The following is a 15,298-nucleotide window of genomic DNA, read 5'->3' as shown; positions in this document are numbered from 1 at the left end:
GGGATTACAACATGGTAAGAAACTGCAGGTGAGAGTTGGAGTAATCGTCAATCTGTCAACTTGTGGACATAATGAACTCAATTGAATGTGCAACGCGGCTGCTGTAAAGCTAGTCTTTATGGCAGCCTTCTTATTAATTCATGAGTAAGGGGTAATTATGATGATTGAGCTTCAAACCGCGTTTAAGCAAAGTGCATACCTGCATGAACTAACTCCATTTCATAAAGGACAACTTGACAATGGGGGAGAAGAAATTGATTACACCATCTCTGACAAGGCCTTGAACAATAAATTATGTGCTCTCCAAATGACCAAACAAGACTATGAATATGGAATTTATCATTATGAGGAACTGCTGGAGAACCATTCACCGGATTGGGTCCGGATTATTCAAGAAGTTACAGCCTTTGATCCAAAAGCTGTCTCGGATATAAAATATGAGCTTCCCCATAAATCCTTTATTACGTATTTCACTCCATTTATTTTGTACGTTCAGCATGAGTTTGAAGTGTTTTTTGAAGCCTTATCCCAATTAACTCCTCTAATGGAGAATAAGATCGATACCCATCAATACATGAGCAGTGTTATTGCCATCATCCATGGCGAGATTGATAAGCTGTCAACTAAGATGTTGATTGCGGAGCTGAATATAGCAAGACTTGAAGGAAGGTTGGAGGGTAACACCGGAGAGGACAGGTATATTTATTTTGTAGAACAGTATTTCGGCGATCCTAGAAACTTTGCTGAAATTTTTGAGGTCTATCCGGTACTGGGCAGAATTCTTTGTGAGCGTATTGTTCAATTAATAGATATACATAAATTGCTTGTAAACCGTTTTATACAAGACTATGCAATCATTGAAGCTATATTTGGTTTTCATACGCCTTGCCTGATTGGAGTCGAAGGGGATCTGGGGGATTCTCACAAGAAAGGAAGCAGTGTTGAGATCATTGAGACATCTGCGGGTAAATTGGTCTATAAGCCGCGTTCACTCATGGTTGATGCTCATTTCACTGAGGTTGTGAACTGGCTGAATAACAGCGGTGTGAAATACCCTTTACGTACAGCCAAGGTGCTGGATCGCAAGAAATATGGATGGCAGGAGTTTATTCCCTACAACGATTGTACTGACGAAGCACAGGTTCAGCGGTTTTTTTACAGACAAGGGATGAATGTAGCATTGCTTTATGCTTTTCGTTCGGTCGACTTTCATAATGAGAATTTAATCGCTTCTGGCGAGTATCCCATTCTAATTGATTTGGAAACGTTGTTTGACAATCACCTTGATTTATTTAAAAGCCAGAATGAACTTCATGTTACCGTGCTGGAGCTGAAGAATTCTGTGCTGTCCTCATTGATGCTGCCTATCAAATTTAAGCATGATCAGATGCTCGACTATGATTTAAGTGGCATTGCAGGGAGGGGAGGGCAGAAATCCAAGAAGAATAAGGGCTATGGTATAACTAACTTTGGCACAGATGCGATGTTTTTTGCTGAAAAGGAATTGTTAACACAGAATAAGCTTAATGTTCCAGCCATTAATGGCCATGAAATTGATATTTTTAGCTATAAACAATATTTGCTTGAAGGGTTCCGTGATACCTATCATTCTATTGAAATGCACAAGAATGAATTTGAGTCTTTGATGGATATCTTTAGTAATGATGAAATACGGCATGTCTTCAGACCGACCAATGTGTACGGTAAATTTCTGGATGCCAGCATACATCCCAAATATTTGCAAAGAGGGATTGACCGAGAGGGTTTATTTGACTACATGTGGTCTCTTACTGAATGGTCCGATCGTGCTCATTTATTTGTAAGTTCTGAGATTAATGATTTAGTGAATCATGATGTTCCTTATTTTACTTTCCGCGCAGGCAACAGGAACCTTTATAATGCAGCAGGTGAAGAGTTTGAAAATTTCTACAATGAAAGCAGTATAGCCTTAGTCAAGGCCCGTATCCGTTCCTTCTCTAAAGCCGATTGTCTAAAGCAAGAGAGGTACATCTCTCTTTCAATGGCAACGCTGATCGACAATGTATGGAAGGGGAATCTGGAGCAACCGGCCCAAAAGCTCATGTCTGTTTCGCTGGAAGAAGAGGTCCAAGCTATAGCCGACGGAATATTGTCTACTGCATTGTATGATGAAAAAGGCAGAGGGCCGGTTTGGATTAGCACCAATGTTGGTGATGAAGATGCTATCTATCTGTCACCGCTTCCGCCGGGTGTGTATGACGGATTAGGAGGCTTGGCAATTTTTTACGCGCAGTTGGGGGTTACCTTGGGCTCGGCGGAGTATGAGAAAGCAGCAAGATCTATTTTGAACGAGTTGATAAATGACGAACCATACTGGCTTGCCAATATGGATTCAACTTCTGCCTTTTTTGGTATTGGCACTTTTGTATATCTGTATTCATACCTAGGCTGTTTGTGGGGGGATGCCACACTGCTTGAGCGGGCTGTCAATACATTACCCGCCATCGAAAAGCTTCTTCCGTTAGAAAAAGATATTGATATTATCAGAGGACATGCCGGCTTGCTTAAGGTGTTAACTAACCTTTATCAAGCCTATCCAAATGATGAAGTTAAGAGAGTGCTTCAGAGTCTGACAGATCAGTTCCTGTCGGAACTGGGAAATACAGTCCTTCAAGAGGATAGCATGCGTTCTGCCGGGTTTGCCCATGGTCTTAGCGGGATTGTCTTTTCCTTGGCGCATGTCCAGAGTGTGCTTTCGTCACATGCAATTGAGCAGACAGTTATAGAATTACTACGCATAGAGAACGAATTTTATGTAGAAGCCAGCCGGAAATGGTTGGATTTGCGGGAGAATAAGCACGCATTAGCATCCAATTACTGGTGTCATGGTTCTTATGGCATCTTGTTGGCTCGGGCTCATATTGGATCTTTGCTGCCCGATGTACCGACTGAGCTTCTGCTTATTGATCGTTTAATGGAAGATGTACTAGAAGAACAAAGCGGACCTATCGGACACTCTATGTGTCATGGTGAAGTAGGTAACCGCAACATAATTATGGATGTTCGAAGTCTGGTTTCAGGGCGGGAACCTGTCGATACAGAGAACGTGGCACAGTTCAACCGGATACCCGGACAGCTTTGGCAAACGGGAATGCACCCTGATATTGAGTCGCTTGGTTTATTTACCGGGCTCAGCGGAATTGGCTTAGGCTTGCTCAGATTTCTTGATCCCAAGATCCCATCGATTCTCTCATTAGATATTCCGAAATATGAGGAAGTTATATGTTCATGATGAAGACACCGTTTGTGGAGCAAATGCTACAGACGGAGTGTGGCGTATGCTGTATTTCTATGGTGGCCGGAAAATACAAGGTACACAAGACTCTGAGGGAATTGCGTAACATGGCAGGTATAGGCCGCGATGGTGTCACAATGTATACAATGCGAAGTATGGCCACGCGGTTAGGCTTTGAAGCCAAGGTATTCCGGGCTGAATTGCACCAGCTCGTTGGGCTGCAATTACCAGTAATTGTCCACTGGGAAGAAAATCATTATGTAGTTGTCGATAAAATAGGCAAGAACAGTGTGAAAATTATTGACCCGGCCGTGGGCAGATGTACGATGTCCTTTGAACAATTTCAGAAGAGCTATAACTCCGTCGTATTGGAAATGATACCAACAGAGCAGGTAGTTCCGCAGAAAAAAGCATCGGTATGGGGTAAGTTTCTTAATTATTTAATGGAGATACCCAAAAATGTGGCTCTTGTCCTCGTGATGGCTATTATCTATCAGCTAGGAACTCTGGGCATGCCCATCTTGGTCCAGTATCTGATTGACAATATTATTACGGCTAATAAAGTTCAATTGTTGTCCGTATTTATGCTGAGCGTCATTCTATTGACAATTGTACAGGGGAGTGTTCAATTTTTCCGGGGGAAATTCATTATAGTCCTCAATAATATGCTCGATAAAAGGATGATGCAGCACTTCTTTTCCCACATCCTGCAGCTTCCGTATCAGTTCTTTCAGTTAAGATCGTTCGGTGATTTATTATTTCGCTCCAGTAGTCTCCGAGTTATCAGAGAAATGCTTTCTTCGCGGCTCGTACTTGGTCTCCTTGATATCAGTGCAATTACGTTTATTACAATTTATATGCTCAACAAGTCTCTAATTCTTACATTAACAGTGATAGGCCTATCACTGTTAAATTTACTGGTATTGATTCTTACAAAGCGCCGGCTGAAAGAGGTCAATCAGAACGAAATTCAAAAGACATCCCAGCTCCAGAGCTATCAGACAGAGTTTTTATACGGCATTTTTGGAATCAAAACAGCGGGCATCGAGAAGGAAACGTATAGCCGTTGGTCCTCGTTCCTTGATCAACTGATTCATGCCTACAGGAATAAGGAAGGATTCATGAATTTGATTGCTTCTATTTCAGGGACTCTTCAAATGATCTCGCCGCTGCTGGTGTTATGGATTGGAGCTACACAGGTTTTCAACAAGCAGCTTTCGTTAGGTGAATTAATCGCGTTTTACTCGCTTTCAAATAATTTCTTCGGGATGAGCAGCTCTATTGTGCAAACGATCAATGCATTTTTACTTACTGGAGCGTATCTTGAGCGTGTGCAGGATGTATTGGATGAGCCGCTCGAGCATACAGACGATGATAAAGAGATTATTGAAGATTTTCAGGGGAATATTCTCTTGCAGAATGTATCATTCCGCTACAGTGAGCACAGTGAGCTGGTGGTAAAAGATATCAATCTGGATATTTCTTCGGGACAGAAAATAGCAATTGTCGGGCAATCCGGGGCTGGTAAGAGTACACTAGCTAAACTGATTCTTGGCTTGTATATGCCTTCGGAGGGATCTATTCTCTTTGATAGAAAAGATATCCGTGAACTGAATTTAAGCGCTCTACGCAAGCAGATTGGTGTTGTACCGCAGGATGCTTCGCTGTTTAATAGGAGCATTAAAGATAATATTGCCGTATACAATGAGAATGTCAGCATGGAAAATATTGAAGATGTTACCAAAATGTCGGAAATATATGAGGATATTGTCCGGATGCCCATGGGTTTTAATACAATGATTTCAGAACTCGGAATGAATATTTCTGGAGGACAACGGCAGCGGATTGCCTTGGCAAGGGCGTTGCTTAATAAACCGTCTCTCATGTTGTTGGATGAAGCCACTAGTTCATTGGATCATCAGAATGAAAAACGTATTGATCTTTTTCTCAGGAAGCTACAATGTACCCGGATCGTCATCGCACACAAGCTCACCACTATAATGGACTCAGACCTTATTATAGTGATGGAGGACGGGGGAATTGTGGCCCGTGGTACGCATCAGGAACTGCTTAAAACAAGTGAATTTTACAAAGAATTTTATGATAAATTTCAAGAAAGTGCATATCTTCCATTTGAAGAAAGGGGAAGTGCAATTTGAGAACATGTAAGAACCAAGCAGCCCTTATATTATGCTTACTGCTTATATGCTCTTTGCTAAATCCTATAAAATTGGCATACGCCGCCGATGAGCAAGAGGGCCTGACAGAGACTTTATATGTACTACTGGATAAACCAAAGCAAATAAAGAAGATTGACTCTATACTTATTAAAAACCAGATAAATGTCAAAAAAATTCAGGAGATTGGTTTCTTGCAATTAAAGGGAAATATCGGCCAACTGAATAGCTGTTTACAGGATATCTCGGCTGCTGTAGATGCTTCCTGGTATAAAGAGCCTATAGAATCATCAGAAGCCAAGCTGTTCCATAACAAAATTTCCTGGGATTTACACGGGATAGAAGAACTGAATGAATATCTGTGGTATGCGGAATCGCAGACTAACAATTATGAAACATATAAAATCCAGGAGGGTAACCCCGAGGTTAAGATAGCTCTTCTGGATAGCGGTGTGGATCTGTCAAATGAGAATTTTGGACAAACAATTGTTACAGCAAATAGCTGGAATTATGTAGACGGCAACAATAACGTTCAGGATCAAAACGGGCATGGTACTCAAGTTGCAGGGATAATGAATCTGCTGGCTCCGGAGATCAGTATTGTTCCATATAAAATTATGAATAACAATGGAGGAAACAGCTTTGATCTTCTCAGTGCTGTAGTACAGGCAACCAATGACAAAAATCAAGTAATTAATATCAGTGCCGGAAGTTACATTCAGTTGGACGAAGCAGGATATATCCTGCAAGAAGCTTATCAACGTGCGATTGATTATGCAGATAAAAATCAGGTGATTGTTGTTGCATCGGCCGGAAACCGCGGTTCCAATGCAGATTATGACAATGCTTCTAATGAGATACATGTTCCCAGTATGCTTGAGAATGTGATTAGTGTGGGGGCGGTAACAAAGAGCAACAGATTGGCTCCCTATTCTAATTATGGACCGTATATTGATTATGTTGCATATGGCGGTTATTTTGGGGATAACTTCGATACGGCCGGAGAGATTAATGTAACGGATCTGATGTTAACCGCATTTCCCGGCCAATTGCCGAATACACCACTGGACAGCATATTAAATATTCCACAAGGTTACTCTCTTTCATATGGAACAAGTTTGGCCGCTCCGCAGGTATCAGCTACAGCAGCATTGCTAATTTCTAACTATTATGACAAGCATCATAAATTTCCAAAATCAGATAAAATTCTTAATCTTCTGGAGAAAAGTGTTGTCGACCTTGGTGATCCGGGCCGGGATGATCAATATGGTTATGGACAGATTCTTGTAAACAAGGCTCTTGTAAAGAAAAATACTAAGACGGAGGGGGAATAAAGGATGGACAAGTACGAATATAATTATGTGTCAATTTCTGTAGGAATAATGAGCGGTAAAGTAAAGGAGGACTTCAAGGTAGTGATTGACCGTTATGCAGCGGATGGGTGGAAACTGCATAGTATTGTTCCTATGCCTTTACTGGCTGGTGGACAAGCATCTACGCTGGAGCTCATATTTGAACGCATAAAAGAATAATCTGTTATTGATCCCTATCATGATGTCAAGGTGAGGGCTCTTCAATACTTCCTGCTATTCCGGCACCATGAAAAGAACGGTCTTAACCCAGCGTTTCGTTGGAGTAAGGCCGTCTTTTTTATATGCCCCGGTAAAAACATCCGCTAACCCTGCTTGCGCCGCAACATCTGCCGGAATTCTGGTAAGCGTCGAACCTAGCCCACCTGTGAAACCTATGCCAGTCATGAGATCATAGGCATATCTTAAATCAAGGAGATCTGCCAGATGACCAATGCCGAACAACGCCAGTATGAGTGGACAGCACGCATCAGGGACTATCGAGCCAGTGGCCTCACCATGTCTGCCTGGTGCGAAGCACAGGGCTTGACCCTACATCAATTGAAATATTGGCTTCGCAAAATCGATTCCAGCCAGCCTCGCTCTTCCTCCCCTTCCTTTATTCCGGTGACCGTTTCTCCGCGATCCTCGCCTTCCGCCTTGACTCTTCATATCGGTCCGGCCTCTCTTGACGTGCAGGCAGGTTTTTCTCCTGAACTGCTTCGTCAAGTGGTTCAGGCTTTGAGCACTTATGTTGACGCTACCCGAAAGGGTTTATTTAGCCGGCGGCAGCACGGATCTACGCAAATCCATCGACGGCCTGGCCGCCCTGGCTCAGGAGCGATTTCAGCTCGATCCGTTCGCGCCCTGTCTGTTTGTATTTTGTAACCATCAGCGCGACAAACTCAAAATGCTCTATTGGGAACATAATGGCTTCTGGCTGCTGTACCGCCGCCTGGAACGCGGAAGCTTCCAGTGGCCGGGCCCTGACGACTCGCCGGTTGCACTTTCCTTTCGCGAACTTCGCTGGCTCTTGGATGGGCTTTCCCTTCACCGGCGGCAGGATCACAAGCAGGTTAAGGCTCAGATCGTCGTTTAACGTTTTTTTGTTTTATTAGAATTGGGGAGAAGGGAAATCATCATCGCAGATTGATGGCCGCAGGCACTGCGCTATTCAACCTGTCTATTGTTGGTATTACAATTCAGATGAATCCAAGCACATTACTGCTCTTCGGAATTATGGATGCAGTTAGCAGGCCGGTTTTTGATACACCTTTCGGCAGAATTAGCACAGAGCTTGTAGTATGGCGGGAATGCGCACTCAGTGTGGGGCGGATATCCAGTGTGGGAATCCTGGTTATGCTGTACAAATGGACGGACCCTGCTTCGACGTTAGGCTGGTTCATGTTAGGTATATTTCTTTAGGATGCCTGCCGCTGCTGCTTGCTGGACAGCTCGCGCTGCCTGGCAAACCTGCGGTAGAGGGCCCGGCTATCGGTCAGCCTTAATACAATCATCCGTCTAGTAATGAAAGGCCTCGGGACCGGAAGGTTCCGTGCTATGCTATATTAACCATCATTTATCGCAGAAACGGTACCGCCCTGAGGGCGGTACCGTTTCTGTTATGCTAAGTATTAGAGGACAGTTCCCGTCAGCCAGGTGATTCTTACTCAGCCAAACGAAGTCAGCACACTCTGCGTCACGATCTCTCTCAGTTCAGCCTTCTGTGCGGTGTATTGCTGCTGATTGATGCTTCCGCCCGCCAGTCTTGCTTCCAGCTGCTGGGTCAGCTGTTTGACCTGCAGGTTGATAACATTATTGATATTCCCGCCGTTCTCTTCTGCAATGGTGCGCAGGGATTTGCCGTCATATAGGGCGTCGTACAGCTCTTCATCGGAGGACTGGCTCAGGTTCAGGGCGTCCAGCAGCTCATCGGTATCGGCCACATCAGATGTGGACCATTTGGCAACGGGAAGGGTATGTAATGCTGGCTTGCCCCAGGCAGTTCCTCCAAAGGACATGGCTACAATCATCGTTCCGACAATCATTACCCGCTTAATATTCATTCGTTTTATGTTCATATCTGTTATCCTCTTTTCATAATTGGTTATATCGTTCAGGGTTAGTGGTTTGCGGCGGCTAGTGAACTTCAGCTAAGTACAGTTTACCCGTCAATACTGAAATGAAGCTTAAGTCTTCTTAAAGATAACCTAAATGTTAGGAAGCCCTGGTTCGTTCTAAAAGCATTTGCCTAACCGGTGTTTGCCAGCAGGCCCGGACGGTGATTCTAGTAGTAAATACCGGCGAAGCCTGCATTTCCTTGATCCGGCTTCTCCATTTGCGTTATTCTTGTAGGCACACAGCAATATATTTACCCTTAACCAAGCAAGTGCAAACGGAAGGATGAACCTCCTATGAAAAAAATACTGGTCGTCGATGATGAACCGGCCATTGTGAGTGCGATTGCCTATGCGCTGCGGCGTGAAGGCTATGAGGTAGATACCGCCGGTGACGGGGAGGAAGCGCTGAGCAAGACGAACACCTTCCACCCGAACGTGCTGGTGCTGGATGTAATGATGCCGAAGCTGAGCGGGTATGATGTGTGCCGCAAGCTTGAGAACCGTGATGATATCGGAATTATTCTGCTGACCGTCAAAAATGATATTGTCGATAAAATTGTCGGCCTGGAGCTAGGTGCAGACGATTATATGACCAAGCCGTTCGAGATCCGTGAGCTGCTGGCCCGGGTCAAGGCACTGCTGCGCAGGCTGGAGAAGAATACGGCCGAGGTTAAAAGCGAGCTGATCGAATACGGCATTCTGCGGGTGCATCCCGACCGGCGCAGCGCCGAGCTTGGGGAGGAGAGCCTTGAGCTGACTCCGAAGGAATTCGATCTGCTGCTGCTGCTGCTCTCCCACCCGCAGCGGGTGTATATGCGCGAAGAGCTGCTGGAGCAGGTGTGGGATATGGACTACGCCGGGGGAACGCGTACGGTGGATATCCATATTCAGCGGCTTCGCAAAAAACTGGGCGAGCCCTACCAGAACATCCTGCAGACCGTCTATGGCGTCGGCTATAAGGCTGTGCCTGCGGGGAGCTACCCATGAGAGTCAGCATCAAGCTGAAGTTCAGCCTGTTCCTGGCTCTGCTGCTTATTCTTGCGCTCAGCGTGCTGAGCTATTTCGTGCTGCGCGGTGTGGAGCGCAATCAGCAGGGGCAGACGGAGAGCTATCTGGCCCAGCATGTAACAACCGTCAATCTGCGCGTGAAGCAGACTTACTATACCGGCGTGCGCCTCGCGCCGCAGGCCTTCATGCAGCAGCGGGGCCGGGCGCTGGCCGCCGAGCTGGCCGGGTACACCGGCCTGGAGGTGACCCTGTACGACAGCCAGGGTCAGCAGGTGGGAACCTCGGCGCAGGGTGAGCCGGGGCCGGGCAGGCCGGATGTCAGCACGGCGCTGGACTACGCGCTGAATAATAAAGTCGCCTATCAGAGTGAAGGCGACAAGCTGCTGTATCTGGCTCCGCTGCAGGGGCCGGAGGAGCAGATGGGTGTGGTGCAGCTGCAGTACTCGCTGCAGGACGCCCGGAGCTTCCAGCAGACGCTGCTGAATCTGTTCCTGACGACAGGAGGCGCGGTGCTGGTGCTCAGCTTCATCATCGGGTACCTGTACTTCAACCGCGCTGCGGCAGCGATCGGCCGCTTGAAGAAATCGGCGGAGGACATCCGCCGTGCCGATTACATCTCGGCTCCGCCTGTGAAGCGCAAGGATGAGCTTGGCGAGCTGGCGGAAGGCATCTACTTCATGAGCCGGGAGATCGAGAGCAGCATTGCCGCGAAGGACGAGGAGCGGCGCAAGCTGCAGCTCGCTGTGGAGAAGCTGCAGGCGCTGGAGCAGCAGCAGAAGCAGTACATCGGGAATATCAGCCATGAGTTCAAGACACCGCTGACTTCAATCAAGGCGTATGTTGATCTGCTGAACATGTATGACGATGACCCCGAGCTGCTGCATGATGCCAAGCTCAGCATTGCCAAGGAGACAGACCGGCTGTATGAGATGGTGGAGAAGGTGCTGCAGCTGACCGCGCTGGAGAAATATGATTTCGAATCCCAGGCAGAGCTGCTGGAGGTCGAGGGCATGCTGCGGGATATATGCGGCCGGATGAAAGGCAAAGCCGAGCGTTATGGCCTTACGGTATCGCTTGACGTTAAGCCGGCGCATATCTGGATCGATAAAGAGAGCTTCATGCATATCTTCATCAATCTGCTCGACAATGCGATCAAATATAATGTTCCGCAGGGAAGCATTCATATACGGAGCGAGGTCAGGGACGGGCGGGTATGGATTACAATCCGCGATTCCGGTATCGGCATTCCTGAAGAGTCGCGGGACAAGATCTTCGAGCCGTTCTATACGGTTAACCGTGACCGCTCGAGAGCCTCGGGAGGCACGGGGCTTGGACTCTCGCTGGTCCGTAACCTGGTGGAGAAGCAGAACGGAACCATTGTGCTGCTGGAAAGCTCAGGCGAGGGGGCAGCGTTTGAGCTGTCTTTTCCCTTAGTGTCCTGAGGGGACTTAGTTTACAACTTGGAAACATTCTATATGCGGTTTGGAAATAAGCATCCGGTATGCTTGGAGTAACACAAGCTGGAGGGAAGCCTAATGAATGCTGAGAACAATAGAAGACGGGGCAAGGTGCGGGCAATTCTGCTATGTGGTGCGCTTCTGCTGTCCGTGACAGGCTGCGCTGCGGAGAATACTGAAACAAGGCAGGTGGTGGAGAAATCCGGCCACAAAATTACGGTCCTCGATAACATTAGCGAATCCGTCTATACCCAGTTGAAGCTGGAAGGGATCGATAAGGTGGAGGGTGTGCGGGGCACGGATTTCGTCAGCGAGGACGTCATGATTGTGACCAAAGAAAACCGTAATCTCCCTGCGCAGGTGATCGAAGGCCAGGAAAGATATCCGCTGAATCTCTATCTGCGTACACTCTCTACGGGTGATGAAACTCCGCTGCAGGAGGGGGAGCTGAATTATGGTTCACCGCAAATGTCTCCGGACAAGACGCATGTATTCTACAAAGAGCTGTATGAAGCTACTGGACTTGGCTATATTATGGAACTGGCCACGGGCGTTTCGGTGAAAATGAGTGATGCGGAGTTCAGAAGCGAAGAAGGAAGATGGGCGGATAACGATCATGTGATTTATCCGGATATGGAAGGCAATATCCTGAGCGCGGATGTGACCGGCAAGCAGGAGACAGTGCTGAAGACCGGCATCCCTTATGTACATGAGGTCATGCAGAGCGGCAGCCGGATTCTATATGTCACGGGTGAAGACAGCCAGCTTAGCGCTTATGATACGGATACGAAACAGACCAAGGTACTGAGCAAGAATGTGATGTGGGTTATTCCGTCACCGGACGGGAGCACGCTCGCAATTGTTGAACGGAAGGGTCCGGGCGAGATGGTGCTGAAGCTCTGTGACAGTGAAGGCAATGAACAGTCCCAGCTTGCTGCAGGCCAGCAGATCTTCGGTACCAGCTGGTCGCCGGACGGCAGCAAGCTGGCCTATGCAGTCACTGCAGCAGGTTCTGCTGATGACCAGGAAGACCTGTTCATTGCCGAGGTGGAGACCGGAGAACAGACGCCGGTGCTGAATGATATCCGCGTGTCTGACCAGCTGCACTGGAGCCCCTCGGGCAAGAAGCTTCTGGCCACAGCAACTGTGCTGAAGGACAACGTCTATCAGTTCCTCACCTATGTGGTCAGTTTGTCTTAATGCTCCGGATCAGCAGCTTGGCGCCAGCACTTGGAATCTTCGCACAAGAAGGTCAGCCGGAGGTTTTCCGGCTGACAACACCGATCATTTTCGCTTTTTGCCGGGTAAGCTAAGCCACTTAAAATCCTGCATCAAATACAACATTCCCCTCCTAAAATCGGCCAAAATCCAAAATTGTTGCAGGAAATGCAACTTCTCCTTCGCTTCCAAGCAGATGATCAAGATAATTCTTGTATTTCATACAACAATCCTCCCGAACAGGCAGCTATCCATGAACCAAAGTTGCAAATAATGCAACAATAATACGCCTACAGTACTATGAGCTCTCCACTGCCGTAAGAGCACCCCGCAGTTCTTTTAACATTTATCGAATATATTCATACTTGACAGGTGGGTTTAAGGGGTATATGATTACAGCAATCCTTCACTACTAATTAAATGAACAGTGAAATAATAAATACGACCATCATATTTGAGCTGATTGGACCACCAAAGGCTCCCGCAAATATTCCCGTACAGGGGATTTTCCGGGGGCCTTTTTGGGTTCCTTTGGATAGACAGCAGAGGAGAGATAGCGTGGAAGATAACCCGTGGGAGCGGCTGGAGGAGGCAGACCACCTGTTCCGCAAAATGGTACGCAGATTCGTCAAGGAACGTGACCGCGTAAGCGTGGAGGGGATTTCCTTGCCCGGCATGCTGATTCTGCAAAAGATTATCCGTGATGGTGAGCAGCGGCTGGGCGATCTGGCAGAGCAGCTCGATTTCACTTCGGGCGCTATAACGGCGCTGAGTGACAAGCTGGAGGCAGGCGGATATACGGTGCGCAGACGCAAGGAAGATGACCGCAGAACCGTCCTGCTTGATATTACGGCCAAGGGCCGGGAGATGGTGGAGCGCAACGGCAACATCGGTGCCCGATGTATTACGCTTCTGTTCGAGGGCTTTACGGATGAGGAGCTTGAGCAGCAGAGCCGCTTCTATGAACGGATCATCGGCAATCTGGAAGGGTTCTCGGATACGCTGCTGAAGCTGGCACAGCAAAATGCTGAAATTCCCGTACCTCAAGAGCCTGAACAGAAGCCGCGTGCAGAGGTGAAGAAGAACTATCTCAGCTATTGAAAATGAAGTTTCCGCTAACACAATTTAAGCGTGTGCTTCCGAAGTGAGTTTTGCGAAGTGAGTCAACAAAGTCTACGCTAACACAACTTTAAGGAGAGATGATCATGGGACATTCAACAATTTATCCGACAGGGGCGACGGTATATAACCCGTCCAAGGCATGGAGCGGCTACACTGTATTTCAGGCGGGCGATGAGGGAGTCGTGCTGATCGATATGAGCGGCAAGGAAGTGCATCTGTGGCAAGGGCTGATCGGCTTCCCTGCCAAAATCCTCCCGGGCGGCTACGTCCTGGGCAGCACGGGCAGAAGAGATCCCAAATTCGGCATTCAGGATAATGTCGATCTGGTTCAGGTAGATTGGGACGGCAATGTGGTCTGGAGATACAACAGCTACGAGCATATCGAGGACCCTGGGTATGAGCCGCTGTGGTACGCCCGCCAGCATCACGACTATCAGCGGGAGGGAAATCCGGTCGGATACTACGCTCCCGGGCTTGAACCTTCAGCTAACAGCGGGACAACGCTGATCTTAGCGCATAAGAATCTGCACAATCCTGAGATTTCCGATAAGCAGCTGCTGGATGACACGATCATTGAGGTGGACTGGGAAGGCAATGTGATCTGGGAGTGGGCGGCCAGCGATCATTTCGCGGAGCTTGGATTTGATCAGGCGGCGCGAAATGTTCTCTTCCGCGATCCCAACACCCGCTCCTTCGGAGATCTGGGCGGCGGCGTAGGCGACTGGCTGCATATCAACTCCGCTTCCTACGTAGGGCCGAACAAATTCTATGATAACGGAGATGAGCGTTTCCACCCGGACAATATTATCTGGGATGCGCGCGAGGCGAATATCATCGCCATCACTGACAAGCGCAGCGGGGCTATCGTCTGGCGGCTGGGACCGGACTACTCTCTGCCTGAAGTGAAGCATATCGACTGGATTATCGGCCAGCATCACGCCCACATCATTCCGAAGGGACTGCCGGGCGAAGGCAATCTGCTCGTATTCGATAACGGCGGCTGGGGCGGATATGGGCTGCCGAATCCCTCTTCACCTTTTGGACAGAAGAATGCGTTGCGTGACCATTCCCGTGTGCTGGAGATTAATCCGGTGACACTGGATATTGAGTGGCAGTATACCTCGGCGGAGGCCGGGTTCTCCGTTCCGACCGATTCCTATAAGTTCTACAGTCCGTATATCAGCTCGGCGCAGCGGCTCCCGAACGGCAACACGCTGATTACCGAGGGTTCGAACGGGCGCCTGTTCGAGGTGACGGCGGAGCATGAGCTGGTCTGGGAGTATATCTCCCCTTACACCGACCGCCGCAATACGAATATGGTCTACCGTTCCTACCGTGTACCCTATGCCTGGGTGCCGCAGCTGGCGAAGCCGCAGGAGATTGCCATCGAGGCCATCGATGTGACCAGCTTCAGAGTGCCGGGAGCTGCGCCGAAGGGATCGGCTTCGGTAGTGAGTGTAGCGACCACACTTCCGTTTACAGAGGGGGCCGCTTGCGTGGCTACTGCGGAAGAAGGCAGCGTCCGGAGAACCAGTTAGATAATAAGATAAGCTATAGAAATTTATAGACGAAG

12 protein-coding genes and 1 pseudogene are annotated in these 15,298 nt (G+C 48.0%); 12 read left to right on the top strand and 1 reads right to left on the bottom strand.

Annotation, left to right across the window (positions count from 1 at the left end; translation table 11 throughout):
* Positions 1-157: 157 nt before the first annotated feature.
* From NYE33_RS02505 to NYE33_RS02480, 7 genes and pseudogenes are all read left to right on the top strand, one after another.
* On the top strand, positions 158-3,271 hold the full coding sequence (locus NYE33_RS02505) for a type 2 lanthipeptide synthetase LanM family protein (RefSeq protein WP_081969793.1): 3,114 nt from the start codon (positions 158-160) through the stop codon (positions 3,269-3,271).
* On the top strand, positions 3,268-5,433 hold the full coding sequence (locus tag NYE33_RS02500; RefSeq protein ID WP_256703814.1) for a peptidase domain-containing ABC transporter: 2,166 nt from the start codon (positions 3,268-3,270) through the stop codon (positions 5,431-5,433). Before NYE33_RS02505 ends, NYE33_RS02500 begins: the two co-directional genes overlap by 4 nt.
* Positions 5,430-6,785 carry a S8 family peptidase gene (locus NYE33_RS02495; RefSeq protein WP_341064653.1) on the top strand — a complete coding sequence of 452 codons (1,356 nt, stop codon included), beginning with the start codon at positions 5,430-5,432 and terminating at the stop codon, positions 6,783-6,785. Before NYE33_RS02500 ends, NYE33_RS02495 begins: the two co-directional genes overlap by 4 nt.
* A 3-nt stretch (positions 6,786-6,788) precedes the next feature.
* Positions 6,789-6,983 carry a DUF4177 domain-containing protein gene (locus NYE33_RS02490; RefSeq protein WP_042132911.1) on the top strand — a complete coding sequence of 65 codons (195 nt, stop codon included), beginning with the start codon at positions 6,789-6,791 and terminating at the stop codon, positions 6,981-6,983.
* A gap of 264 nt (positions 6,984-7,247) precedes the next feature.
* Positions 7,248-7,469 (top strand): annotated as a pseudogene (gene tnpA, locus NYE33_RS36420) (IS66 family insertion sequence element accessory protein TnpA); the annotation flags it as partial.
* An 82-nt stretch (positions 7,470-7,551) separates the two neighbouring features.
* On the top strand, positions 7,552-7,899 hold the full coding sequence (gene tnpB, locus NYE33_RS02485; RefSeq protein WP_076243501.1) for an IS66 family insertion sequence element accessory protein TnpB: 348 nt from the start codon (positions 7,552-7,554) through the stop codon (positions 7,897-7,899).
* Between the two features lie 53 nt (positions 7,900-7,952).
* On the top strand, positions 7,953-8,225 hold the full coding sequence (locus NYE33_RS02480; protein WP_341064651.1) for a hypothetical protein: 273 nt from the start codon (positions 7,953-7,955) through the stop codon (positions 8,223-8,225).
* A 245-nt stretch (positions 8,226-8,470) separates the two neighbouring features.
* Here the strand turns inward: NYE33_RS02480 and NYE33_RS02475 are convergent, their stop codons facing one another.
* On the bottom strand, positions 8,471-8,881 hold the full coding sequence (locus NYE33_RS02475; protein ID WP_231575269.1) for a hypothetical protein: 411 nt from the start codon (positions 8,879-8,881) through the stop codon (positions 8,471-8,473).
* Between the two features lie 333 nt (positions 8,882-9,214).
* On the opposite strand from NYE33_RS02475, the gene NYE33_RS02470 reads away from it, so the two are divergent.
* From NYE33_RS02470 to NYE33_RS02450, 5 genes are all read left to right on the top strand, one after another.
* The gene (locus tag NYE33_RS02470) at positions 9,215-9,907 is read left to right on the top strand and encodes a response regulator transcription factor (RefSeq protein ID WP_042132918.1); all 693 of its coding nucleotides are present in this window, start codon (positions 9,215-9,217) and stop codon (positions 9,905-9,907) included.
* Entirely contained in the window at positions 9,904-11,370 is a 1,467-nt protein-coding gene (locus NYE33_RS02465) for a sensor histidine kinase (protein WP_341064649.1), read from the top strand. Before NYE33_RS02470 ends, NYE33_RS02465 begins: the two co-directional genes overlap by 4 nt.
* Positions 11,371-11,463: 93 nt before the next feature.
* Positions 11,464-12,585, top strand: coding sequence for a TolB family protein (locus tag NYE33_RS02460; protein ID WP_341064647.1), 1,122 nt, complete (start codon positions 11,464-11,466; stop codon positions 12,583-12,585).
* 576 nt (positions 12,586-13,161) lie between these two features.
* Entirely contained in the window at positions 13,162-13,704 is a 543-nt protein-coding gene (locus tag NYE33_RS02455) for a MarR family winged helix-turn-helix transcriptional regulator (protein WP_039300070.1), read from the top strand.
* A gap of 104 nt (positions 13,705-13,808) precedes the next feature.
* On the top strand, positions 13,809-15,263 hold the full coding sequence (locus NYE33_RS02450) for an aryl-sulfate sulfotransferase (protein ID WP_340948263.1): 1,455 nt from the start codon (positions 13,809-13,811) through the stop codon (positions 15,261-15,263).
* Positions 15,264-15,298: the final 35 nt, after the last annotated feature.

This window comes from Paenibacillus sp. FSL R10-2199 (assembly GCF_038000235.1).
Taxonomy (GTDB): Bacteria; Bacillota; Bacilli; order Paenibacillales; family Paenibacillaceae; genus Paenibacillus_AQ; species Paenibacillus_AQ phytohabitans.
This window is presented reverse-complemented; position numbering and strand designations above follow the sequence as displayed.